Consider the following 21,813-nt stretch of genomic DNA (forward strand, 5'->3'; position numbering starts at 1 on the left):
CAATGGAGTTGTCTTTATGGGCCCATGGCTCGATAGCGTGACGGCCTGGTTGACGGTCAACCCGCAATGGCTGGCAGCGGCAGTATTCATCGTGGCCTTCGTGGAGTGCCTGGCGATTGCCGGGCTGATCGTCCCCGGCACGGTTTTGTTATTCGCCGTGGCAGTGCTGGCCGGCAGCGGTGCGCTGTCGTTGAGCGAAACGTTATTGCTGGGCTTCCTCGCCGGCGTACTGGGCGACGTCGTGTCCTATTTCCTGGGACGGCATTTCCATCAGAACATCCGTCGCCTGCCCGGATTGCGCCATCACCCGGAGTGGATCGCCGGGGCCGAGTCATACTTCCAGCGCTACGGCATTGCCAGCCTGCTGGTCGGGCGTTTCATTGGCCCCTTGCGGCCCATGCTGCCGATGGTCGCCGGGATGTTCGACATGCCATTCCCACGCTTCTTCGCTGTCAGCCTGCTGGCGGCGGCGGGATGGTCGGTAGCGTATCTACTGCCGGGTTGGGCCACCGGCGCGGCGATTCGCTTGCCGTTGCCCGAAGGCTTCTGGCTGCAGGCGGGCATCGTCGCCGGCAGTATTGCAGTCATGGTGGGACTGAGCGCGACCAGCAGCCTGCGTCGCCACCGCAAGGCCACGATGTTCATTGCAGGCATGAGTGTTCTGATTCTGGCAGGGTTGTTTATCGGCTATCCGCACCTGACGGCCCTCGACCAGGGGGTTATGGCCCTGGTACAGGAACACCGCAGCCCGATGCTCGATGAAGTGGCCGTTGTCTTCACGCTGATTGGCGAATTCCGCAACATGCTGCTGTTCAGTGCCTTGCTGGTCGGGCTGCTGCTGATCACTCGCCAATGGCGTCCGGCGATCTTCGCCGGCAGCACGCTGATGTGCACCGCACTGGCCAACACCTTGACCAAGCATTTTTTCGCCCGTGTGCGCCCGGAAGTGCTCAGCGACCCACTGACCAGCTACAGCATGCCCAGCGGCCACGCGTCAGGCTCTTTCGCGCTGTTCCTGACCCTCGCCGTACTGGCCGGCCGCGGGCAGCCACCACGGATGCGCCTGACCTGGCTGCTGGTGGGATGCCTGCCGGCGCTGGCGATTTCCCTTTCCCGCGTCTACCTCGGCGCGCATTGGCCGACGGATATTTTGGCCGGGGCGATGCTGGCGGCATGCGTCTGCGCGACGAGCCTGTGGTTGAGCCAGCGTCAGACTTCGCTCAACGCCCTGCCGCCCAGGGTGTGGTGGCTGGTATTGCCGGCGCTGGTGGCGCTGTTCGCGTTCTTCGTGATCCGGCATTTGCCGCACACAATGCTGCGGTATGCCTATTAAAAAAGAACCCCGGCCTGTCAGGCCGGGGTTCTTTTTTGAACCTTATTCAGTTCATCAGCGATCAAGCACTTTGACGCTTGCGCATCTCAAGAATCAGAGCATCAGCAAGCCGACCTGCCGTGGCTGCGGTGTCCTCAAAAGATTGCCCGAGGCTGGCATGTTTAAGCATGTAGCCCACAGCAGCAGCTTCCCAAGCGGCGCGTTCGGTTGTGTAGATAGTCATGATTTTAATTCCTTTTAGTAATGAAATTGGCCACTTCGTGTGGACCAAACGCAAACTAAATAAATCCTTGGCGCCCTTCAATGCTGGCAACCTGACCGAATCGTTGCCAATTGCTGCTCAGGCAAACAATTCCCCTTGCAACTCGTCCAGCAACGCCTGAATCGCGTCCAGTCGTTGCTGCGGATCATCGAGTTGCAGCAGATCGATCTTGTCCACTTCGGCGAACGGCAAGAGGTAAGCCAACTGATTGGCCAACGACTGTTGGCCGGTCGCTTCCGTGCCCATGTTCAGCGCTTCGACCATCGGGTGTTCGGCCAGCGCCTTGAGCAAGGCCATCAGATCGGCGTCCTCATCCTGTAGTGGTTGCTCGGGCTCATCTTCCAGCCACTCGACCTCGGCGACGGTCAACTGATCGCGCTGAACCTCGGTGCGCAACACATGGAATCGCCGACCGCCCTGGACTCGAATCCCGAGCAGGCCGTTGTCCTGCTGCTTGAAGTCGGTGATCAGCGCCTCGCATCCGACCAGCGCGTAACCCGCCGGAGCGATGCCGACTTCTTCGCCGTCTAGAATGCACACCACACCGAAGCCGCCGCCCTGCTTCATGCAGCGACCGATCATGTCCAGGTAGCGCGCCTCGAAAATCTGCAAGTCGAGGACGCAGCCAGGAAACAGCACCGTATTCAGCGGAAAAAGCGGCAGACTCATAGACATTTCCTTCAAACCACTATCGACACCGCCAACGGCAGGAACACCGCCGTGGCCACGCCCATCAAACTCATCGCCAGCGCCGCGAACGCGCCGCACTCTTCACTTTCCTGCAAGGCCACCGACGTGCCAACCGCGTGAGCGGTCATGCCCAGCGCCATGCCGCGTGCCTCGGGGCTGTGGACACCGAGCCGGGTCAGCAGGCTCGGGCCGAATATCGCCCCGATCACACCCGTGATCAACACGAACACCGCCGCCAGCGCCGCGACACCGCCGATTTGCTCGGCCACCAACATGGCAATCGGCGAAGTCACCGACTTCGGCGCCATGGTCATCAGGATCATGTGTTCGGCACCGAACCACCAGCCCAACAGCACGCCCATGCCCGTAGCCACCACGCCGCCTATCACCAGCGTAGTAAAAATCGGCCAGAACAACTGCCGAATCCGCCGCAGGTTGAGATAAAGCGGGACGGCCAGCGCGACCGTCGCCGGGCCGAGCAAAATGCTGAGAATCTCGGTGCTCTTGCGGTACTCGGCGTAGGTCAGCCCGCAGCCCACCAGCACACCGATCACCAGCAACATGGAGACCAGCACCGGCTGCAAAAAAATCCAGCGGGTTTTCTCGAATGCGGCCAGTACCAGCTGATAGGCGCCGAGGGTAATGCCGATACCGAACAATGGATGGTGAATCACCGACGTCCAGGCGCCGTACCAGTCAAGGATCATTGGTTGTCCTCGGGATGGTGAGCATGACGCTTGATCAAGCGCTGCATCAGCACACCCGCGAAGGCCATGGACAGCAGCAGCGACAACACCAAGGCTCCCGTGATGGCCCAGAAATCAGCGGCAATGTCTTTGGCGTAAACCATCACGCCCACCGCCGGCGGCACCAGCAGCAAGGGCAAATATCGCAACAGGCTGCTGGCCGCCAGGTTCAGCGGTTCACCCACCTGACCACGACTGATCAGAAACACCAGCAACAGCAGCAGACCGACAATCGGCCCCGGCAGCACTGGCAAAAACAAATGGTTTATCGCGGTGCCGAGCAATTGGAACAGCACCAGCCAGGTCAGGCCACGTAACAACATTCTTCATCTCCCGCAAATCCGTCACCCGCATTGGCCCGGGCATTATAAGCACGCCGGCGCTATAGACCGGCATTCGCCAAAAGCATGGTCGGTTGACCGGAGCAATTTGCCATGTTGATCTAAAGTGGTAAGCCGGGAGGCCAAAAACCCCCCCATTCAAAACTATAAAACCGATGAACCCAAGGAGAGTCTCAATGCCCTATGTTCCAGTTGCAGAGCTCAATGATTATGTCGGCAAGGAACTTGGACGTTCCGAATGGCTCACCATCGATCAGGAACGCATCAACCTGTTCGCCGAAGCCACAGGGGACTATCAGTTCATCCATGTCGATCCGGTCAAAGCCGCGCAAACGCCCTTTGGCAGCACCATAGCCCACGGTTTCCTGTCCCTGTCGCTGATTCCAAAACTGATGGAAGACATCCTCGTCATGCCCGAGGGCTTGAAGATGGTGGTCAACTACGGCCTCGACAGCGTGCGTTTCATTCAGCCGGTCAAGGTCAATTCGAACGTACGCCTCAAAGTCGACCTGACCGAAGTCACCGAGAAGAAACCCGGCCAATGGCTGCTCAAAGCCACCGCGACCCTGGAAATCGAAGGCTCGGACAAGCCGGCGTACATCGCTGAGCCCCTGTCGCTCTGCTTCGTGTAAACCATCCCGGATGCGAAGCAGGCCGCACTGTTTCGCATCACCTCCTTTTATACCGACTGTATAAGGTCACATAGCTGCGGCATACTCCGTCGCCTAATTGCCCGGATCCTGCTATGCGCTCACTCGCACTCCTTGCCTTGACCCTGATGCTCACCGCTTGCGGCGACGGCGAATCGCCGCTGCCCCCTGACGCCCGCCTGCCGGATGGCGGACGCTATCGTGGAGATCTGGTCAATGGGCTGCTGCAAGGCCAGGGTCGCATCGATTACCCGAACGGCAGTTGGTATGCCGGTGAGTTCGACCAAGGCCAATGGCATGGCCAGGGCGAATGGCACGGCAGCAACGGCGAGGTTTATCGCGGGCAGTTCAAGCAAGGGCTGTTCGACGGCCAGGGCAGCCTGACCACCAATGGCAGCAGCTTCACCGGTAGCTTCAAACTCGGACGCCGCGACGGCGAAGGCACCCTCAAAGAAAACGGCATGACCTACCGCGGCGAATTCAAAGCCGATCAGTATTCAGGGCTTGGCCGTCTCGAACTCGATGATGGCAGCGCCTACCAGGGCCAGTTCGCCCACGGCAAGCCCAACGGCGAAGGCCAGCGCGGGGACGGCAACGGCAATCAGTTCACCGGGCACTTCGTCGATGGACAGCTGCAAGGCAACGGGACGTTCAACAGTGCCGACGGCGACATTTATGTCGGCGGTTTCAAGAACAATCAACTGCACGGCAAGGGCCGCTACGAAAACGCCGACGGCGACGTCTGGCTGGGCCAATTCGAGGAAGGCTCGCTGAACGGCAAGGGCGAGTTGATCGGCGCCGATGGCAGCCATTACATTGGTCAATTCAGCGACTGGCGCTTTGCCGGCCAAGGTCGCCTGAACCTGCCTGATGGCAGTTTCTATATCGGCCAGTTCGACAACGACAGCTATTCCGGTCGCGGCACCCTGGTGCTGACGGACGGCACGGTACAAAGCGGTACCTGGATCAACGGCCAGCGCGTGCGCGATGCTAATGGCAAATTACTCCCCGACAGCCTCGAACTCGGCCTGCTGGCCCAGGGCCGCCTGCTGGAGGACGCACTCAGCAATGTGCCGGCCTCGACTCCGGCCGTCGAGCTGTACACCTTGACCCTCGGCGGCGATGGCAAGCAGAGCGTGTTCCTGCGCGAATCCGACTACGTCGCCAACATGCTCACCAGCCGCTTCGGCGCCTTTGGCCAGATCCGCCTGGTGAACCATCGCGACCACCTCGTCGATCGCCCGATGGCCACCCGGGAAAACATGCGCCGCGCCGCCGTGACCCTGGCCGAACGCAGCGGGCCGGAAGACCTGATTTTCATCTACCTGACCAGCCACGGCACCAGTGATCACGAACTGGTGCTCGACCAGCCGCGCATGGAACTGGCCGATCTGCCGGCCGACGAACTGGCCGCCGTCCTGGCACCACTGAAAAACCGCGACAAGGTCATCGTGATTTCGGCCTGCTACTCCGGCGGCTTCATCCCTGCCCTCAAGGATGAACGAACCCTGATCATGACCGCCTCGCGGGCTGACCGCGTGTCCTTTGGCTGTTCGGAAGAAGCCAACTTCACTTACTTCGGCGATGCCCTGTTCGCCCAGGCCCTGAACCAGACCGATGATCTGGAACAGGCCTTCAAGCTGGCCAGGGCGACTGTCGCCGAGCGCGAGCTGGCCGATGGCTTCGAAGCCTCCGAACCGCAGATCTGGGCACCGAAAACCGTGCTCTCCCACTGGCAGCTGTTACGTAAACAACAGGCACGCAAAGCCCTGCAAAGTGCCGCCATTGAAAGCAAGGATACAAAGAACAACTAAGCTGATGGTATCAAGGGAGAAACACTATGTACTTGACGCCTCAGCACGTACTGCTTGCCGGAGCCACCGGGTTGACCGGTGAACATCTACTCGATCGCTTGCTCAATGAGCCGACCATTACGCGGGTTCTGGCGCCCTCACGCCGGGCGCTGGCCAAACATCCCCACCTTGAAAACCCGGTCGGCGACCCGGCCGTGTTCCTCCCGCAATTGAACGGTCGCGTCGACATCGCCTATTGCTGCCTGGGCACCACCATCAAGCAGGCAGGCTCGGAACAGGCGTTTCGCGCGGTGGACCTGGACATGGTGGTGGCCTTCTCCAAACGGGCGCGGGAAATGGGCGCCCGTCATCTGATCGTGATCAGCGCCTTGGGCGCCGATCCGAAGTCTCCGATTTTCTACAACCGGGTAAAAGGAGAGATGGAGCAGGCATTGCGCGCGCAGGACTGGCCGCAACTGACCATCTGCCGTCCATCACTGCTGTTGGGTGAGCGCACCGAACCGCGCCTGGCAGAGAAACTCGCCGGCCCACTGTCTCGCCTGATACCGGGCAAGTACCACGGCATCGAGGCTTGCCAAATGGCCCGCGCCATGTGGCGACTGGCGCTGGAAGAACAGGATGGAGTGCGGATTGTCGAGTCGGATGAGCTGCGCAAGCTCGGCAAATAGACTGATCAACTTGTAGCGAGGGGGCTTGTCGGAACGCCGCACCGCCCCTCGCCACAGAAGCCGGCTTTCCTACAATCCGCCTGTCGCCTGAAAACTGACCCCGATCACAGTCAGCAACGACAAAGGCAGCAGCAGGGTGTCGAGCAGTGCGCTGGCCGGCAGGTCGACGCCGGGATAGCTCGGCGCTTCGGCACCGAAGCGGTCCATCGCGCAACAACCACCGTTCATCGCATACAGATCCAGCCGAGTCCCTGAGTACACCACCGGCGCACCCGGCTTCGCGGCATCCAGCGTGCGCGCGGTGGCGCACCCGGCCAACTGCAAGGCGAGAACAATCGTCAGAAACTTATTCATCGCTGGTCAGATGGTGCTCGCCCCAGCGCGGCAGCATGTCTTGCGGAATATTCAACAGGTTGAGAATGCGCGCCACGACGAAATCGATCAGGTCGTCGATGGTTTGCGGCTGATGATAGAAGCCCGGCGATGCTGGCAGGATCGTCACGCCCATGTTCGACAACTTGAGCATGTTTTCCAGGTGAATGCTCGAATACGGTGCTTCACGGGGCACCAGGATCAGCTGGCGACGCTCCTTCAGCGTCACATCGGCGGCACGTTCGATCAGGTTGTTGCAGGCGCCGGTCGCGATGGCTGATAACGTCCCGGTAGAGCACGGCACCACCACCATCGCCGCCGGTGCGCCGGAGCCCGAGGCCACCGGCGACATCCAGTCTTCCTTCCCATACACCCGAATCTGCCCCGCCGCAGCGCCGGTGTATTCGGTGAGGAAGGCCTGCATCATCTGCGGTTTGGCCGGCAGCGTGACGTCGGTTTCGGTGGCCATCACCAGTTGCGCGGCCTTGGAAATCAGAAAGTGCACTTCCCGCTCTTCGCGCACCAGGCAGTCGAGCAGGCGCAAGCCGTACTGGGCGCCGGAAGCGCCTGTCATCGCCAGGGTGATGCGGTCCGGGCCGTTGTTCATTTGAGCGCCTCGGCGAGTTTGCCGTGCAGGCCGCCAAAGCCGCCGTTGCTCATGATCACCACGTGAGTGCCCGGTTGGGCCTGGCTCTTGACGCGCTCAATGATGCCTTCGAGCGAATCACTGACGATCGACGGCACCGTACACAGCGCGGCGGTGCCCGCCAGATCCCAACCGAGGTTGGCCGGTGCGTACCAGATCACCTGGTCGGCATCGACCACGCTTTCCGGCAAACCATCACGGTGCGCCCCGAGCTTCATGGAATTGGAGCGCGGCTCGATGATAGCGATCAACGGTGCATCGCCAATGCGTTTACGCAAGCCGTCGAGCGTGGTGGCGATGGCGGTCGGATGGTGAGCGAAGTCGTCATAAATAGTGATGCCGCGCACCTCCGCGACTTTTTCCATGCGACGCTTCACGCTTTTGAAAGCGCTCAAGGCGGCGATGCCCATGGACGGCACCACACCCACGTGACGTGCAGCCGCCAGTGTGGCCAGTGCGTTGGCGACGTTGTGCTGGCCGGTCATGTCCCACTCGACCACGCCCTGGGAAGCACCTTCGAACATCACTTCGAACTTCGAGCCGTCTTCGCTGAGCAGCTTGACCTGCCACTGGCCGCCGGCACCCGTGGTTTGCACCGGGGTCCAGCAGCCCATCTCGATGACGCGTTGCAAGGCGGGCTCGGTGGTCGGATGAATGATCAGGCCTTCACTCGGGATGGTCCGCACCAAGTGATGAAATTGCCGCTCGATGGCCGGCAGATCAGGGAAGATGTCCGCGTGATCGAACTCCAGATTGTTCAGGATCGCCGTGCGCGGACGGTAGTGCACGAATTTGGAACGCTTGTCGAAGAACGCACTGTCGTACTCATCGGCTTCGATGACGAAGAACGGCGTATCACCCAAACGCGCCGACACCGAGAAATTCTGCGGCACACCGCCGATCAGGAAGCCCGGGCTCATGCCCGCATGCTCCAGCACCCAGGCGAGCATGCTACTGGTGGTGGTTTTGCCATGAGTACCGGCAACGGCCAGCACCCAGCGACCTTGCAGCACGTGGTCCGCCAGCCATTGCGGACCGGAAACATAGGGCAGGCCTTTGTTCAGTACATATTCCACGGCGGGGTTGCCACGCGACATGGCGTTGCCGATCACCACCAGGTCGGGGGCCGGGTCCAGTTGCGACGGGTCATAACCCTGGGTCAATTCAATGCCCTGAGCCTCGAGCTGGGTGCTCATCGGCGGATAGACGTTGGCATCGGAGCCCGTCACGTGATGGCCCAGTTCTTTGGCCAGAACCGCCATCGAACCCATGAAAGTGCCGCAGATACCAAGAATATGAATGTGCATAGTCGACCTCGTAAAACATGGCCGCAGGTTAGCTTAGGGAGGGGAAAATCGCACCTTGTGTTTCAGCCCCCGCTGATGGCTGGACCGGTGGGAGCACGACTTTCCGTGCTCCCACCGATTGGCTGGCCCTAGCGGGCGATACCGTGTTTGCGCAGTTTTCTGTAAAGCGTGTTACGGCTGACTCCCAGTTGCTCAGCCGTGTGGGTCATGTGCCAACGCGTTTGCTCCAGCGCATTCAACAGCGCCAGGCGTTCGGCATCTTCCAGCGGATGTTCGGCAGGCTCTTCAATGACCGGTCGAACCGCCGGTCGGGTCTGGCGAATCATCGCCGGCAAATCGTCCAGCACAATCCGCCCGCCCTCGCACAACGCGGCCAATGTCCGCAGCACGTTGCGCAACTGCCGCACGTTGCCCGGCCAGGCGAAATCCAGCAGGGCCTGGCGGGCCGGCCCGTCGATCACGACCGGTTCTGCGCCCGCCTCTTCGGCCAGCAAAAAGTCCAGCAGTTGCGATTTGTCACTGCGATCGCGCAATGCCGGCAGCGCGACCTCCAGCCCGTTGAGTCGATAGAACAGGTCCTCGCGGAAACTGCCTTCCTGCACCCGGTCCAGCAAATTGCGGTGCGTGGCGCTGATGATCCGCACGTTGACCGCCTCCGGCTCGCCGCCGATCGGCACCACCTGACGATCCTCCAGCACCCTCAACAGGCGCGTCTGCATCGTCAGGGGCATGTCGCCGATCTCGTCGAGGAACAAGGTGCCTCCATCGGCCTGTTGCAACTTGCCGCGCATGCCTTCCTTGCGCGCCCCGGTGAAGCTGCCGCCGCGATAGCCGAACAGCTCGCTCTCGATCAGGCTTTCCGGGATGGCGGCGCAGTTGAGGGCGACAAACGCCTTGTCCGCCCGTTGACTGGCGCGATGGACGGCTTTGGCAAACGCCTCTTTACCCGAGCCGGTTTCACCGTTGATCAGCAATGGCACGTCCCGTTCGTACACCCGCAGGGCCTTGCGGAAATCCGCCTGCAAACCGGCATCGCCCAGGCAAATACCCGATGACGGCGCACGCTCCTCAACCACCGGACCGGGCGCCAGTGGCACTGGCACGCGGCGCGGCTGCCCACGCAATACGGCGAACAGCTTGCGCCCGTCACGGGTGCGCAGCGGCCAACTGGCGCTGGCATTGGCGCTCGCACGGCCAAGCAACTCATCCAGCGAACAATCGAAAAATGCCTCAACCGGCTTGCCCAGCAATCCACCGCGCACATGGCCCAGCAGGTTCAGTGCGCTCTGATTGACCGCGCAGATTCGCCCCTCCCCATCGAACGCCAGCAACCCTTCGCTGAACAGCCCGACGGACTCGGCCTGCAAATGAAAACGCAGCAGCCATTGGTTATCGAAGTAACGCAGGAAATAGCAACTCTCGATCATCTTCGCCGAAAGATTGACCAGGGCCATGGTATGGAACTGACTCTGACGCGACACCTCATGCCGCGCCGACGAGACGTCGAGCACCGCCAGCAGCTCGCCGTGGGGGTCGAACACCGGGCTTGCCGAGCAGGTCAGGCCGGTATGACGGCCGCGGAAGTGCTCGTCCTGGTGGATGGTCAGCGACTGGCGCTCCACCAGACAGGTACCGATGCCATTGGTGCCCTCGCAGGCCTCGCTCCAGTCGGCGCCGAGCCAGAGCCCGGCGCGCTCGAAAATTCTCCGTTCGGCGGGCGCCGTCACACAGTTGAGGATCACACCACGCGCGTCGGTCAGCAGCACCGCATGACCGGCGCCGGAAAGCTGTTGATGCAGGCTGGTCATTTCACTGCCGGCGATGTGCAGCACTTGCTGCAGGCGTTCACGGCTTTCGAGGACGCGTCCATGTTCCAGCACTGTCGGCGCCATGCTCAGGGCCGGATCAAGGTGATAGTCCTCGAGGCAGCGCAGCCAGGAGCGGGCGATGGACGGATCGCTGCCAGGACCGTGCAGATGGGCTTTACCCTGGGTCACAGTCAGCACTTGCTGGGCATGGCGACTCAAATGGTTGTCGTGCATTTCTTATTATTCTCCCCGGGGCTCGGCGACCCGTGTTGAGGTGATGCCGAGCATCCTCCAGCCTAGCCTGCATTGCAATGTCGGCAAGACCGGCCAGTCACAGGCTGTGCCACAAACGGTACAAAGTGTCACAGGCACTGTACCGAAAGCGTCACAGCCACCGCCCGCCCGTCCGACAAAAATCGCCCAAGGCCTTGATTTGCCTGACCTGTAAGGCACTGGCCCGACCCTTGCTCTACGCTTATAGCAAGCGCACATGCGCGTCTCTCTTATAAGTACAAAAGCCAAGGAGAACTATCATGCGTTACGCTCACCCCGGTACTGAAGGCGCTATCGTTTCGTTCAAGAGCAAATACGGTAACTACATCGGCGGCGAGTTCGTCGCGCCTGTCAAAGGTCAGTACTTCACCAATACCTCGCCAGTCAATGGCCAACCGATTGCCGAATTCCCGCGTTCCACCGCCGAAGACATCGACAAGGCCCTGGACGCCGCCCACGCGGCCGCCGATGCCTGGGGCGCCACGTCCGCCCAGGCACGCTCGCTGGTGCTGCTGAAAATTGCCGACCGCATCGAACAGAACCTCGAACTGCTGGCAATCACCGAATCCTGGGACAACGGCAAGGCCGTGCGCGAAACCCTCAACGCCGACATTCCGCTGGCCGCCGACCACTTCCGCTACTTCGCCGGTTGCATCCGCGCCCAGGAAGGCAGCGCTGCCGAAATCGACGGCAACACCGTGGCCTATCACATCCATGAACCGCTGGGCGTGGTCGGGCAGATCATCCCTTGGAACTTCCCGATCCTGATGGCCGCCTGGAAACTCGCCCCGGCCCTCGCCGCCGGCAACTGCGTGGTGCTCAAGCCTGCCGAACAAACCCCGCTGGGCATTACCGTGCTGGTCGAGCTGATTGGCGACCTGCTGCCACCGGGCGTACTGAACATTGTGCAAGGTTTCGGTAAAGAAGCCGGCGAAGCCCTGGCCACCAGCAAACGCATCGCCAAAATCGCCTTTACCGGCTCGACGCCAGTCGGCTCGCACATCATGAAATGCGCCGCCGAAAACATCATTCCGTCCACCGTGGAACTGGGCGGCAAGTCGCCGAACATCTTCTTCGAAGACATCATGAAGGCCGAGCCAAGCTTCATCGAAAAAGCCGCCGAAGGCCTGGTGCTGGCGTTCTTCAACCAGGGCGAAGTCTGCACCTGCCCGTCCCGCGCGCTGGTGCAAGAGTCGATCTACGACGAATTCATGCAAGTGGTGATGAAGAAGGTCCTGCAGATCAAACGTGGCGACCCACTAGACACCGACACCATGGTCGGCGCCCAGGCGTCCGAGCAGCAATTCGATAAAATCCTTTCGTACCTGGAAATTGCCAAGGGCGAAGGTGCTGAACTGCTGACCGGCGGCAAAGTGGAAAAACTCGAGGGCACCCTCGCGACCGGGTATTACATCCAGCCGACGCTGCTCAAGGGCACCAACAAAATGCGGGTGTTCCAGGAAGAAATCTTCGGCCCGGTCGTGAGCATCACCACCTTCAAGGACGAAGCAGAAGCCCTGGCCATCGCCAACGACACCGAGTTCGGCCTGGGCGCCGGCCTCTGGACTCGCGACATCAACCGCGCCTACCGCATGGGCCGTGCCATCAAGGCCGGTCGTGTGTGGACCAACTGCTACCACCTGTACCCGGCGCACGCCGCGTTCGGTGGTTACAAAAAGTCCGGCGTCGGCCGTGAAACCCACAAAATGATGCTCGATCACTATCAGCAGACCAAAAACCTGCTGGTGAGCTACGACATCAATCCGCTGGGCTTCTTCTAAAAACCGGGGGCGACACAGGGTTTCTGTGTCGCCCTCCCAATCGTCATCGCGGGCAAGCCCGCTCCCACAGGTTTTTGTGGTGAGCTCACATATAGAGACCTGTCACAGAACCCTGTGGGAGCGAGCTTGCTCGCGATGGCGCCTTCAATGGCACAACACAAAAGGCTGGCCGCTCTGGCACGGGCCTTGCCTGCCCGCATTACACGCACAAGCCGCTTCCGAAAGTCCAAAAGATCAAACAATAAAAAAGACAGCGAGGACTTATGACTTCTACCACACAGCTCAAACCCACACTCGGCACCCTGCATTTATGGGGCATCGCCGTCGGCCTGGTGATTTCCGGCGAATACTTCGGCTGGAGTTACGGCTGGGGCACCGCAGGCACCCTGGGCTTCCTCGTCACCGCCCTGATGGTGGCGACGATGTACACCTGCTTCATCTTCAGTTTCACCGAATTGACCACCGCCATTCCCCACGCGGGCGGGCCGTTTGCCTACAGCCGGCGAGCCTTTGGCGAGAAAGGTGGCTTGATCGCCGGCATCGCCACCCTGATCGAATTCGTCTTTGCGCCCCCGGCGATCGCCATGGCCATCGGCGCCTACCTCAATGTGCAATACCCGGAACTGGACCCGAAAATCGCGGCGGTAGGCGCCTATTTCGTGTTCATGACCCTGAATATCCTCGGCGTCAGCATCGCGGCCACCTTCGAACTGGTGGTCACCGTACTGGCGGTCGCCGAATTACTGGTGTTCATGGGCGTCGTTGCACCAGGGTTCAGCTTCAGTAACTTTGTGCTCAATGGCTGGTCCGGCTCCAATGAGTTCACGATGGCCTCTATTCCCGGCATTTTCGCCGCCATTCCTTTCGCGATCTGGTTTTTTCTCGCCATCGAAGGCGCAGCCATGGCTGCCGAAGAAGCCAAGGACCCGAAACGCACGATCCCCAAGGCCTACGTCAGCGGCATTCTGACCCTGGTGTTCCTGGCCATCGGCGTAATGGTCATGGCCGGCGGCGTCGGCGACTGGCGTCAACTGTCGAACATCAACGATCCGTTACCCCAGGCCATGAAAGCCGTGGTGGGCAACAATTCAAGCTGGATGCATATGCTGGTGTGGATAGGCCTGTTCGGTCTGGTGGCAAGTTTCCACGGCATCATCCTGGGCTATTCGCGGCAGTTCTTTGCGCTGGCCCGCGCCGGCTACCTGCCTCGCGGCCTGGCCAAGCTGTCGCGCTTCCAGACGCCGCACCGGGCGATCCTTGCCGGCGGCGTCATCGGCATCGCGGCAATTTACAGCGACGGCCTGGTCAACCTGCAAGGCATGACCCTGACGGCAGCGATGATCACCATGTCGGTTTTCGGCGCCATCGTGATGTACATCATCAGTATGCTGAGCCTGTTCAAACTGCGTAAAACCGAGCCGAACCTGGAACGCACCTTCCGTGCGCCAGGCTATCCGATCGTGCCGGGTATCGCGCTGTTTCTCGCCGTGGTGTGCCTGGTGGCGATGGCCTGGTTCAACACCCTGATCGGCCTGATTTTCGTCGGATTCATGGCCGCCGGTTACCTGTATTTCCAGTTGACCGCCAAGCAACGCTCCGAAGCTCCGGCGGACGCCATGCTCGAAGGCGTCTGAGTTGCACCGGCGCCGGGCTCCTGGCCTGGCGCCTGCATGATTGAAGTGCATGCAAATTCCCTGGTGGGAGCACACTACCTCCCACAGGGACTGTTTGTGTTATCAAGACTTGTACAGACCAGAGGACACCGCCCCATGGCCGCATTTGCCCATTCCGTCGGCGCTCAGACCTATCGCTTCGAAAACCTCAAAGACGTGATGGCCAAGGCCAGTCCGGCGCGCTCAGGGGATTTTCTGGCCGGCGTCGCCGCGCTCAATGACGGCGAACGTGTGGCCGCACAAATGGCTTTGGCCGACATTCCGCTAAGCCATTTCCTACAGGAAGTACTGATTCCTTATGAAGCCGATGAAGTCACCCGGCTGATTATCGACACCCACGACAAGCACGCCTTCAGCATCGTCAGCCACCTCACCGTGGGCGGTTTTCGAGACTGGCTGCTCAGCGATGCCGCCGACGAACATGTCCTGCGCGCCCTTGCACCCGGCCTGACGCCGGAAATGGTCGCCGCCGTGTCGAAGATCATGCGCGTGCAGGATCTGGTGCTGGTGGCACAGAAAATCCGTGTGGTCACGCAGTTCCGCGGCACCCTGGGCCTGCGCGGCCGGCTCTCCACGCGACTGCAACCGAATCACCCCACGGATGAACCGGCCGGTATTGCCGCGAGCATCCTTGACGGTTTGCTGCATGGCAACGGCGACGCCATGATCGGGATCAACCCGGCCACCGACAGCATCGCCTCGATTTGCGCGATGCTGGAAATGCTCGACGCCATTATTCAACGCTACGAAATACCGACACAGGCCTGTGTTCTGACACATGTCACTACATCGATCGAAGCCGTGAATCGCGGGGTGCCGCTGGACCTGGTGTTCCAGTCGATCGCCGGCACCGAGGCGGCCAACGCCAGTTTCGGCATCAATCTGAATGTATTGAAGGAAGGTTACGACGCCGGATTGAGCCTCAATCGCGGCACCCTCGGGCAAAACCTGATGTATTTCGAAACAGGCCAGGGCAGCGCCCTGTCGGCCAACGCCCACCATGGCGTCGATCAACAGACGTGCGAAACCCGGGCGTATGCCGTGGCACGACATTTCAATCCGTTTCTGGTGAACACCGTCGTAGGATTTATCGGCCCGGAGTACCTCTACAACGGCAAACAGATCATTCGCGCCGGCCTTGAAGATCACTTCTGCGGCAAGCTGCTGGGCGTACCGATGGGCTGTGACATCTGCTACACCAACCACGCCGAAGCCGACCAGGACGACATGGACACCCTGTTGACCCTGCTGGGCGTGGCCGGGATCAACTTCATCATGGGCATCCCCGGCTCCGACGACATCATGCTCAACTACCAGACCACTTCGTTCCACGACGCGCTCTATGCCCGTCAGACCCTGGGCCTGAAGCCCGCGCCGGAGTTCGAACAATGGCTGGCGAAAATGGGCATCTTCACTCAAGCGGACGGCAAGATTCTCTTCGGCAACAGCCTGCCTCCGGCGTTCCGCCAGGCCTTGGCGCAATTGGGATGAGTGTTTCCATGGATAAACCACCCTTCGATCCGCACAACCCATGGCTGGAACTGCGACGCCTGACACCGGCGCGGATCGCCCTGGGCCGCACGGGCACCAGCATGCCCACGCGCGCGCAGCTGGACTTCCAGTATGCCCATGCCCAGGCCCGGGACGCCGTGCATTTGCCGTTTGACCACAAGGCACTGAGCTCGCAATTGGCAGAACGTGGGCGCGAAAGCATCTTGCTGCACAGCGCGGCGATCAATCGCAACAGCTACCTGCAGCGCCCCGATTTGGGGCGAAAGTTGAGCGATGAGTCCGCTCAGATCCTGCGCGATTACGCATCAGCCCATCCCGGCGGGGTCGATCTGGCGATCATAGTCGCCGATGGTTTGTCGGCCCTGGCCGTTCATCGCCACACGTTGCCGTTTCTGGCGCGCCTGGAAGAACAGATTGGCGCCGAAAACTGGTCCCTGGCCCCGGTGATTCTGGTGGAGCAAGGTCGCGTTGCGGTGGCCGATGAGGTCGGTGAACTGCTGGGCGCCAAAATGACAGTGATTCTGATCGGCGAGCGCCCCGGCCTCAGCTCACCAGACAGCCTGGGATTGTATTTCACCTACAGTCCCAAGGTCGGCCTGACGGACGCGTACCGCAACTGCATCTCTAATGTTCGCCTTGAAGGCCTGAGTTATGGCATGGCGGCACACCGTTTGCTGTATCTGATGCGCGAGGCCTGCCGACGGCAGCTTTCGGGCGTCAATTTAAAGGATGAAGCGCAGGTTCAGACGCTGGAGTCGGACGTTGACGCGGACATGAAAGGTAATTTCCTACTGAGTCCGCCGGATGCCTGAACCGCTTCCGCATTGCACTTTCGGGATGATTTCAGGCAGGATCGACGCACGGCTGCCAGTGAGTACCTTTTGCCGTCAGAGCACGTGAAGACAGCCACTTGAAGACGAGACCTACCATGCGGATTATTCAAGCGACCCTCGAACACCTGGACCTGCTGACCCCGTTGTTCGTCAAATATCGCGAATTTTATGGCTCCCTGCCGTATCCGGACTCGTCCCGGGCGTTCCTCGAGAAACGCCTGCGTCGCAAGGAGTCAGTGATTTACCTGGCACTGGCCGATGACGACAACAACAAGCTGATGGGTTTCTGTCAGTTATATCCAAGCTTTTCCTCGCTCTCGCTCAAACGCGTGTGGATCCTCAACGACATCTATGTCGCCGAGGACGCCCGCCGCCAACTGGTGGCTGACAACCTGATCCGTACCGCGAAGAAAATGGCCAAGGAAACCAATGCCGTGCGCATGCGTGTTTCCACCAGCAGCAACAACCAGGCCGCACAGAAAACCTATGAATCCATCGGGTTCAAGGAAGACACCGAGTTCAAGAACTACGTGTTGCCGATCAGCGAAGAGCTTTGACCCGCGTCAAACCTGCAGGCGCAAGCTTGCTCTCGATTGCGGTGTGTCATTTGTCACCTTCATCGCGAGCAGGTGTGCGCCCGCAAAACAGAGCGCACCCAGCGTCGGCCCGAGTGAAATCCCCCGCTACAATCTCGACGCTCTTTTCACTTCTCACTCCGTATAATCCCGATCTTTCCGGCTTGTAAGAAAAACTACACCCATCGGTAGTCTTACGCGAAGTCATATGCACAGGCCTGCCGAGTCGGGCCGTTATCACAGGTGCCCACCATGGATTTCAACCCGATCGATATCGTTCTGCATCTCGACGTCTACCTCGACATGCTCGTAACCAACTTCGGGGCCTGGATTTACGCCATTCTGTTTCTGGTGATCTTTTGTGAAACCGGCCTGGTGGTGATGCCTTTCCTGCCAGGCGACTCGCTGCTATTCATCGCCGGCGCCGTTGCCGCCGGTGGCGGTATGGATCCGGTGTTGCTGGGCGGGCTGCTGATGCTGGCGGCGATTCTCGGTGACAGCACCAACTACGTGATCGGACGAACAGCCGGTGAAAAACTGTTCAGCAACCCGAACTCGAAAATCTTCCGCCGCGACTACCTGCAACAAACCCATGACTTCTATGACAAGCACGGTGGCAAAACCGTGACCCTGGCGCGCTTCCTGCCCATCATCCGCACCTTTGCGCCGTTCGTCGCCGGCGTGGGCAAGATGCCTTACCCGCGCTTTTTCGGATTCAGCGTACTGGGCACGGTTTTTTGGGTTGGCGGCCTGGTCACCCTCGGTTATTTCTTCGGTAACGTACCGTTCATCAAGAAAAACCTGTCGCTGCTGGTGGTCGGGATCATCCTGCTGTCACTGCTACCGATGATCATCGGCGTGATTCGCAGCCGCTTCGGCAACTCGAACTCCAAAGCCGAAACACGCTGATTCACGATGTGGTCCCTAAGCGCCTGGCGACGCCAGCGCACCTTGGCCAAACACCCGATTGCCGACGACATGTGGCAACGGGTGCGCCATCAACTGAGTTTTCTGGATGGCATCAGCGCCGCCGAAGACCAGTGGCTACGTGAAGCCAGCGTGCTGTTCCTGCAAGACAAACACCTGACCGCCCTGCCGGGCGTTGAACTCCATCAGGAGCAACGCCTGCTGCTCGCGGCCCAGGCGCAACTGCCATTGCTGAACCTGGGCGACCTGAACTGGTACCAGGGTTTTCACGAAATCATCCTCTACCCCGATGATTTCCTCAGTCCGCAACGGCATCGCGACGCCAGCGGTGTCGAGCACGAATGGGATGGCGAGCACAGCGGCGAAGCCTGGCAGCAGGGCCCGATCATCCTCGCCTGGCCCGGCGTCATGGCCAGCGGTGGCTGGGAAGGCTACAACCTGGTAATCCACGAGCTGGCGCACAAACTCGACATGCTCAGCGGCGATGCCAATGGCCTGCCACCGTTGCATGCCGACATGCGGGTCAGCGACTGGGCGAAAGTCATGCAAGAAGCCTATGACGATCTCGACCGACAACTTGATCGCCATCCTGACGCCGAGACCGCGATAGATCCCTACGCCGCCGAGAACCCGGCCGAATTTTTCGCCGTGACCAGCGAGTACTTCTTCAGTGCTCCGGATTTGCTGCACGAGGCTTATCCACAGGTCTATGAGCAGCTGAAACTGTTCTATCGCCAGGACCCGCTGAGGAGGCTCAAGCAACTTCTCGCCGAGGACCCGGTCTATCAGGCACATGACTAAGGTCTACGACCTCTGGTACATGGCGTCGACGTAGGAATATGCCTATAATCGCCGCCACTTTTTGGTCAATCCGGCCAAGTGTTTTTGGTCAACTAACGGGGGCAACGCCCAATGAGCTACAGCAAGATTCCGGCTGGCAAAGACCTGCCGAACGACATCTACGTCGCGATCGAGATCCCGGCCAACCACGCGCCGATCAAGTACGAAATCGACAAAGACAGCGATTGCCTCTTCGTTGACCGTTTCATGGCCACCCCAATGTTCTACCCGGCCAACTACGGTTACATCCCGAACACCCTGGCTGACGACGGTGATCCCCTCGACGTGCTGGTCGTGACCCCTTACCCGGTTGCGCCAGGCTCCGTGATCCGCGCTCGTCCGGTCGGCATCCTGAACATGACCGACGACGGCGGCGGCGATGCCAAAGTCATCGCGGTTCCACACGACAAGCTGTCCCAGCTGTACGTGGACGTGAAGGAATACACCGACCTGCCACCGCTGCTGATTCAGCAGATCGAGCACTTCTTCGCGAACTACAAAGATCTCGAAAAAGGCAAATGGGTGAAAATCGAAGGCTGGGACGGCGCAGACGCCGCCCGTGCCGCGATCACCAAGTCGGTTGCTGCCTATAAAGGCTAAGCGCCGCTGCGAGCTTCAAGAAAAGCCCCGGTGATCCGGGGTTTTTTTTGGGCGCTCGAAAAGCGCCACTTAAACGGATCGTTTAACAGGCTCCGAATTGGTTTTTTCTTGTTTAATTTCACTCAAGAACGTCTTACATCCAGTCTTAAATCTCCCTCGAAATTTGAACGGTTCGTTTATTCAAAGCCTTATGCGCCGCCAGTAGACTCGCGTTTATGAAAAAGAACACTAGCGGCCCGCGCTTTAAAGCGCTCCTTGAAGAAGCGAACATCACGACAACGGGATTTGCCGAGTTTCTGGACGCAGTCCCGCAGAAAGTCCACAACTGGTACACCCGTGGCGTGCCTGCGCACTGCATGGAAGAAGTGGCCAGAAAACTCTCCGTGAACAGTGAATGGCTGAAAACGGGCGAAGGCCCGAAAGACGCCAGACACCTGCGCCTGCTCGACGAAACCGGCCATACATTCGATGCCCAGGCCATCCGCGGCATTTACACCGTCGTCGAGCCCCTTGACGTCGAACTGCCCTTCTACAAAGAAACCGCCACCGCACCTGGCTCCAACAAAACCCACGTCGTCGAAGACCCCGGCCAATCCATCCGATTGCCCCGCAGCCACCTCGATTCCCTGGAAATCAAACATACCGATGCCATCTGTGCCCGCATGATCGGCAACAGCATGGGCGAAAGAATTGAAGACGGCTCCTTCGTGGGCATTGACCGTGGGCTCAAGGACATCATCGATGGCGAGATCTACGCGATCGAACATGACGGCATGCTGCGGATCAAATACCTGCACCGAGTGCCCGGCAACGCCATTCGCATGCGCAGCCACAACAGGATCGAATACCCGGACGAAATCTTCCGGGCCGCGCAGATCGAAGAGCAAAACATTCGGGTATTAGGTTGGGTGTTCTGGTGGTCGACACTGAACAAGCGCCGGCCGGAAGTGCCATTTCTGTGATACCGCGGTGAATTCATCACGCGCAAGCCATGCGCCCGCAGGGACAGGCGAGACCTGTGGGAACGGACTTGCCCGCAAAGACGTCGAGAGAATCACCCTGAGAACCAACCCAGAGCTCTATCTCGCACACCAAGCTGGGAATTTCCTCAAAAAATCAGTATGCTGCGCCCCACATTTGCGCATCCCCCGCTCCGCGGCGGAGAATCGCACCGACAAGGCAGATGATTTTCTCGCCGAGTCCCACAGCCGGACGCAAGATCCGGGTGTACGTTTTGAAGGCTGGCGCGGTTTACCAAAAATGAACCAAGCCAGTCCCCGAGAAGCCGGCCACAAGCCGGCTTTTTAATTGCCCTAAATAATCCTGTCCCATCCGAGAATCCTGCCGATAGCCTGGCTATCACGGGCGTTTCAGGCGCGTCCCTGTCTGATGGTGTTCAACGCCATTTGATCTCGTCCGACGAAGTAATGGGACGACAGGGGAAAATCAATGGGTAAGCTGAATCCTTCGAAAACCTGACCCAACCCGGCACCAATGACGAGAGTCATGGGCTACGCTTGCTCGTCAAACCTGCCAGGCGTAAATCCTGGCTTCTTCGCTTTCAATTGGCGGGCCGTCGTAGAGAAATGGGCCTGGGCTCATTCGCGGCAAGTGGCTGGCCGTAAAAGAAACTGGAGTTCACCTGATGAGTCATGTGCAGATCCGCCCGGCGACCCTGGAGGACGCCGAGAACATTTTTCAGACCCACAAAGATTCGGTTGAGAGCCTGTGCACGGCTGACTACAGCGCCGAACAGATCGCCATGTGGCTGGACGGGCGTTCGCCACAGACGTACCGGGAGGCGATCGTGGGCGGCAACGTGTGGCTGGCGCAAAACGACGGGATCCAGGGGTTTGTCGAGGTTGACGGGCATGAAGTCAGCAAACTGTTCATACGCGGCAGCGGGGCGCGGCAAGGTATCGGCAGGCTGCTGTTGGAGAAGGCGTTGCAACAGATCCGTGATGCTGGCCACTCCAGGGCCTACCTGGAGGCGACCTTGACCGCGGAAAAGTTCTACCAGCAACTCGGTTTTCGCAAGATCGGCGAAGGCACGTTTTCCCGAGGCAACAGCCCGGTCTCCATCGAGATCATCAAGATGGAACGGCCTCTCCAGGCTACTTAATCGCTGTCCTTTGTCACTCGGTGTCGACGACTCGGATAAA

At 60.0% G+C, this 21,813-nt stretch carries 23 protein-coding genes; 15 read left to right on the forward strand and 8 right to left on the reverse strand.

What is annotated here, in order from left to right; all coding sequences use genetic code 11:
• Nucleotides 1-16 precede the first annotated feature (16 nt).
• The gene (locus GQ39_RS21550) at nucleotides 17-1,333 is read left to right on the forward strand and encodes a bifunctional DedA family/phosphatase PAP2 family protein (RefSeq protein ID WP_047533750.1); all 1,317 of its coding nucleotides are present in this window, start codon (nucleotides 17-19) and stop codon (nucleotides 1,331-1,333) included.
• A gap of 61 nt (nucleotides 1,334-1,394) precedes the next feature.
• Here GQ39_RS21550 and GQ39_RS32890 read toward each other — a convergent pair whose 3' ends face one another.
• The 4 genes from GQ39_RS32890 to GQ39_RS21565 all read right to left on the reverse strand — a co-directional run bounded on the left by GQ39_RS32890 (nucleotide 1,395) and on the right by GQ39_RS21565 (nucleotide 3,354).
• A complete protein-coding gene (locus tag GQ39_RS32890; RefSeq protein WP_158249377.1) occupies nucleotides 1,395-1,556 on the reverse strand; it encodes a hypothetical protein in 162 nt (53 codons plus the stop codon).
• 117 nt (nucleotides 1,557-1,673) lie between these two features.
• The gene (locus GQ39_RS21555; RefSeq protein WP_047533753.1) at nucleotides 1,674-2,264 is read right to left on the reverse strand and encodes an LON peptidase substrate-binding domain-containing protein; all 591 of its coding nucleotides are present in this window, start codon (nucleotides 2,262-2,264) and stop codon (nucleotides 1,674-1,676) included.
• 11 nt (nucleotides 2,265-2,275) lie between these two features.
• Nucleotides 2,276-2,992 (reverse strand): LrgB family protein, encoded by a 717-nt coding sequence (locus GQ39_RS21560; RefSeq protein WP_047533755.1) that lies wholly within the window; start codon nucleotides 2,990-2,992, stop codon nucleotides 2,276-2,278.
• Complete coding sequence (locus GQ39_RS21565) at nucleotides 2,989-3,354, reverse strand: CidA/LrgA family protein (protein WP_047533756.1); 366 nt, start codon at nucleotides 3,352-3,354, stop codon at nucleotides 2,989-2,991. The genes GQ39_RS21560 and GQ39_RS21565 overlap by 4 nt, the downstream gene beginning before the upstream one ends.
• Before the next feature lie 194 nt (nucleotides 3,355-3,548).
• Between GQ39_RS21565 and GQ39_RS21570 the strand changes: the two genes are divergently transcribed.
• The 3 genes from GQ39_RS21570 (at nucleotide 3,549) to GQ39_RS21580 (ending at nucleotide 6,504) form a co-directional block, all read left to right on the forward strand.
• The gene (locus tag GQ39_RS21570; protein WP_047533758.1) at nucleotides 3,549-4,004 is read left to right on the forward strand and encodes a MaoC family dehydratase; all 456 of its coding nucleotides are present in this window, start codon (nucleotides 3,549-3,551) and stop codon (nucleotides 4,002-4,004) included.
• A gap of 113 nt (nucleotides 4,005-4,117) precedes the next feature.
• Nucleotides 4,118-5,836 carry a C13 family peptidase gene (locus GQ39_RS21575; RefSeq protein ID WP_047533764.1) on the forward strand — a complete coding sequence of 573 codons (1,719 nt, stop codon included), beginning with the start codon at nucleotides 4,118-4,120 and terminating at the stop codon, nucleotides 5,834-5,836.
• 26 nt (nucleotides 5,837-5,862) lie between these two features.
• A complete protein-coding gene (locus GQ39_RS21580; protein ID WP_047533767.1) occupies nucleotides 5,863-6,504 on the forward strand; it encodes an oxidoreductase in 642 nt (213 codons plus the stop codon).
• A 69-nt stretch (nucleotides 6,505-6,573) separates the two neighbouring features.
• On the opposite strand, the gene GQ39_RS21585 is transcribed toward GQ39_RS21580, so the two are convergent.
• From GQ39_RS21585 to GQ39_RS21600, 4 genes are all read right to left on the reverse strand, one after another.
• On the reverse strand, nucleotides 6,574-6,858 hold the full coding sequence (locus GQ39_RS21585) for a YceK/YidQ family lipoprotein (RefSeq protein ID WP_047533769.1): 285 nt from the start codon (nucleotides 6,856-6,858) through the stop codon (nucleotides 6,574-6,576).
• The gene (gene ubiX, locus GQ39_RS21590; RefSeq protein ID WP_047533771.1) at nucleotides 6,851-7,483 is read right to left on the reverse strand and encodes a flavin prenyltransferase UbiX; all 633 of its coding nucleotides are present in this window, start codon (nucleotides 7,481-7,483) and stop codon (nucleotides 6,851-6,853) included. Before ubiX ends, GQ39_RS21585 begins: the two co-directional genes overlap by 8 nt.
• Nucleotides 7,480-8,829, reverse strand: a complete 1,350-nt coding sequence (gene mpl / locus GQ39_RS21595) for a UDP-N-acetylmuramate:L-alanyl-gamma-D-glutamyl-meso-diaminopimelate ligase (RefSeq protein WP_047533773.1) — start codon at nucleotides 8,827-8,829, stop codon at nucleotides 7,480-7,482. Before mpl ends, ubiX begins: the two co-directional genes overlap by 4 nt.
• Before the next feature lie 128 nt (nucleotides 8,830-8,957).
• Nucleotides 8,958-10,871, reverse strand: coding sequence for a sigma-54-dependent Fis family transcriptional regulator (locus GQ39_RS21600; RefSeq protein ID WP_047533776.1), 1,914 nt, complete (start codon nucleotides 10,869-10,871; stop codon nucleotides 8,958-8,960).
• A gap of 299 nt (nucleotides 10,872-11,170) precedes the next feature.
• Between GQ39_RS21600 and exaC the strand changes: the two genes are divergently transcribed.
• From exaC to GQ39_RS21650, 11 genes are all read left to right on the forward strand, one after another.
• Nucleotides 11,171-12,691: an acetaldehyde dehydrogenase ExaC gene (exaC, locus tag GQ39_RS21605; protein ID WP_047533778.1), complete on the forward strand. Its 1,521-nt coding sequence runs from the start codon at nucleotides 11,171-11,173 to the stop codon at nucleotides 12,689-12,691.
• 263 nt (nucleotides 12,692-12,954) lie between these two features.
• Entirely contained in the window at nucleotides 12,955-14,325 is a 1,371-nt protein-coding gene (eat, locus tag GQ39_RS21610; protein WP_047533780.1) for an ethanolamine permease, read from the forward strand.
• A 135-nt stretch (nucleotides 14,326-14,460) separates the two neighbouring features.
• Complete coding sequence (locus tag GQ39_RS21615) at nucleotides 14,461-15,855, forward strand: ethanolamine ammonia-lyase subunit EutB (RefSeq protein WP_047533782.1); 1,395 nt, start codon at nucleotides 14,461-14,463, stop codon at nucleotides 15,853-15,855.
• Nucleotides 15,856-15,863: 8 nt separating this feature from the next.
• Entirely contained in the window at nucleotides 15,864-16,688 is an 825-nt protein-coding gene (gene eutC, locus GQ39_RS21620; protein ID WP_047533784.1) for an ethanolamine ammonia-lyase subunit EutC, read from the forward strand.
• A gap of 116 nt (nucleotides 16,689-16,804) precedes the next feature.
• On the forward strand, nucleotides 16,805-17,266 hold the full coding sequence (locus tag GQ39_RS21625; RefSeq protein ID WP_047533786.1) for a GNAT family N-acetyltransferase: 462 nt from the start codon (nucleotides 16,805-16,807) through the stop codon (nucleotides 17,264-17,266).
• A gap of 270 nt (nucleotides 17,267-17,536) precedes the next feature.
• A complete protein-coding gene (locus GQ39_RS21630) occupies nucleotides 17,537-18,193 on the forward strand; it encodes a DedA family protein (protein WP_047533789.1) in 657 nt (218 codons plus the stop codon).
• 6 nt (nucleotides 18,194-18,199) lie between these two features.
• Nucleotides 18,200-19,012 carry a zinc-dependent peptidase gene (locus tag GQ39_RS21635; RefSeq protein ID WP_047533790.1) on the forward strand — a complete coding sequence of 271 codons (813 nt, stop codon included), beginning with the start codon at nucleotides 18,200-18,202 and terminating at the stop codon, nucleotides 19,010-19,012.
• A 111-nt stretch (nucleotides 19,013-19,123) separates the two neighbouring features.
• Nucleotides 19,124-19,651 carry an inorganic diphosphatase gene (gene ppa / locus GQ39_RS21640; protein ID WP_003228599.1) on the forward strand — a complete coding sequence of 176 codons (528 nt, stop codon included), beginning with the start codon at nucleotides 19,124-19,126 and terminating at the stop codon, nucleotides 19,649-19,651.
• A 215-nt stretch (nucleotides 19,652-19,866) separates the two neighbouring features.
• Complete coding sequence (locus GQ39_RS21645; RefSeq protein WP_047533792.1) at nucleotides 19,867-20,613, forward strand: S24 family peptidase; 747 nt, start codon at nucleotides 19,867-19,869, stop codon at nucleotides 20,611-20,613.
• A 555-nt stretch (nucleotides 20,614-21,168) separates the two neighbouring features.
• A complete protein-coding gene (locus tag GQ39_RS33620) occupies nucleotides 21,169-21,276 on the forward strand; it encodes a hypothetical protein (RefSeq protein WP_330218071.1) in 108 nt (35 codons plus the stop codon).
• A 20-nt stretch (nucleotides 21,277-21,296) separates the two neighbouring features.
• Nucleotides 21,297-21,773, forward strand: coding sequence for a GNAT family N-acetyltransferase (locus tag GQ39_RS21650; protein ID WP_047533794.1), 477 nt, complete (start codon nucleotides 21,297-21,299; stop codon nucleotides 21,771-21,773).
• Nucleotides 21,774-21,813 lie beyond the last annotated feature (40 nt).

Origin of the sequence: Pseudomonas sp. 11/12A, from assembly GCF_000800055.1 — a bacterium.
Taxonomy (GTDB): domain Bacteria; phylum Pseudomonadota; class Gammaproteobacteria; order Pseudomonadales; family Pseudomonadaceae; genus Aquipseudomonas; species Aquipseudomonas mohnii.

What these genes read in the sequence shown, in the direction of transcription:
- GQ39_RS21550 (WP_047533750.1), top strand. Translation starts at nt 17, where the DNA reads ATGGGCCCATGGCTCGATAGCGTGACGGCCTGGTTGACGGTCAACCCG.
- GQ39_RS32890 (WP_158249377.1), bottom strand. Translation starts at nt 1,556, where the DNA reads ATGACTATCTACACAACCGAACGCGCCGCTTGGGAAGCTGCTGCTGTG.
- GQ39_RS21555 (WP_047533753.1), bottom strand. Translation starts at nt 2,264, where the DNA reads ATGAGTCTGCCGCTTTTTCCGCTGAATACGGTGCTGTTTCCTGGCTGC.
- GQ39_RS21560 (WP_047533755.1), bottom strand. Translation starts at nt 2,992, where the DNA reads ATGATCCTTGACTGGTACGGCGCCTGGACGTCGGTGATTCACCATCCA.
- GQ39_RS21565 (WP_047533756.1), bottom strand. Translation starts at nt 3,354, where the DNA reads ATGTTGTTACGTGGCCTGACCTGGCTGGTGCTGTTCCAATTGCTCGGC.
- GQ39_RS21570 (WP_047533758.1), top strand. Translation starts at nt 3,549, where the DNA reads ATGCCCTATGTTCCAGTTGCAGAGCTCAATGATTATGTCGGCAAGGAA.
- GQ39_RS21575 (WP_047533764.1), top strand. Translation starts at nt 4,118, where the DNA reads ATGCGCTCACTCGCACTCCTTGCCTTGACCCTGATGCTCACCGCTTGC.
- GQ39_RS21580 (WP_047533767.1), top strand. Translation starts at nt 5,863, where the DNA reads ATGTACTTGACGCCTCAGCACGTACTGCTTGCCGGAGCCACCGGGTTG.
- GQ39_RS21585 (WP_047533769.1), bottom strand. Translation starts at nt 6,858, where the DNA reads ATGAATAAGTTTCTGACGATTGTTCTCGCCTTGCAGTTGGCCGGGTGC.
- ubiX (WP_047533771.1), bottom strand. Translation starts at nt 7,483, where the DNA reads ATGAACAACGGCCCGGACCGCATCACCCTGGCGATGACAGGCGCTTCC.
- mpl (WP_047533773.1), bottom strand. Translation starts at nt 8,829, where the DNA reads ATGCACATTCATATTCTTGGTATCTGCGGCACTTTCATGGGTTCGATG.
- GQ39_RS21600 (WP_047533776.1), bottom strand. Translation starts at nt 10,871, where the DNA reads ATGCACGACAACCATTTGAGTCGCCATGCCCAGCAAGTGCTGACTGTG.
- exaC (WP_047533778.1), top strand. Translation starts at nt 11,171, where the DNA reads ATGCGTTACGCTCACCCCGGTACTGAAGGCGCTATCGTTTCGTTCAAG.
- eat (WP_047533780.1), top strand. Translation starts at nt 12,955, where the DNA reads ATGACTTCTACCACACAGCTCAAACCCACACTCGGCACCCTGCATTTA.
- GQ39_RS21615 (WP_047533782.1), top strand. Translation starts at nt 14,461, where the DNA reads ATGGCCGCATTTGCCCATTCCGTCGGCGCTCAGACCTATCGCTTCGAA.
- eutC (WP_047533784.1), top strand. Translation starts at nt 15,864, where the DNA reads ATGGATAAACCACCCTTCGATCCGCACAACCCATGGCTGGAACTGCGA.
- GQ39_RS21625 (WP_047533786.1), top strand. Translation starts at nt 16,805, where the DNA reads ATGCGGATTATTCAAGCGACCCTCGAACACCTGGACCTGCTGACCCCG.
- GQ39_RS21630 (WP_047533789.1), top strand. Translation starts at nt 17,537, where the DNA reads ATGGATTTCAACCCGATCGATATCGTTCTGCATCTCGACGTCTACCTC.
- GQ39_RS21635 (WP_047533790.1), top strand. Translation starts at nt 18,200, where the DNA reads ATGTGGTCCCTAAGCGCCTGGCGACGCCAGCGCACCTTGGCCAAACAC.
- ppa (WP_003228599.1), top strand. Translation starts at nt 19,124, where the DNA reads ATGAGCTACAGCAAGATTCCGGCTGGCAAAGACCTGCCGAACGACATC.
- GQ39_RS21645 (WP_047533792.1), top strand. Translation starts at nt 19,867, where the DNA reads ATGAAAAAGAACACTAGCGGCCCGCGCTTTAAAGCGCTCCTTGAAGAA.
- GQ39_RS21650 (WP_047533794.1), top strand. Translation starts at nt 21,297, where the DNA reads ATGAGTCATGTGCAGATCCGCCCGGCGACCCTGGAGGACGCCGAGAAC.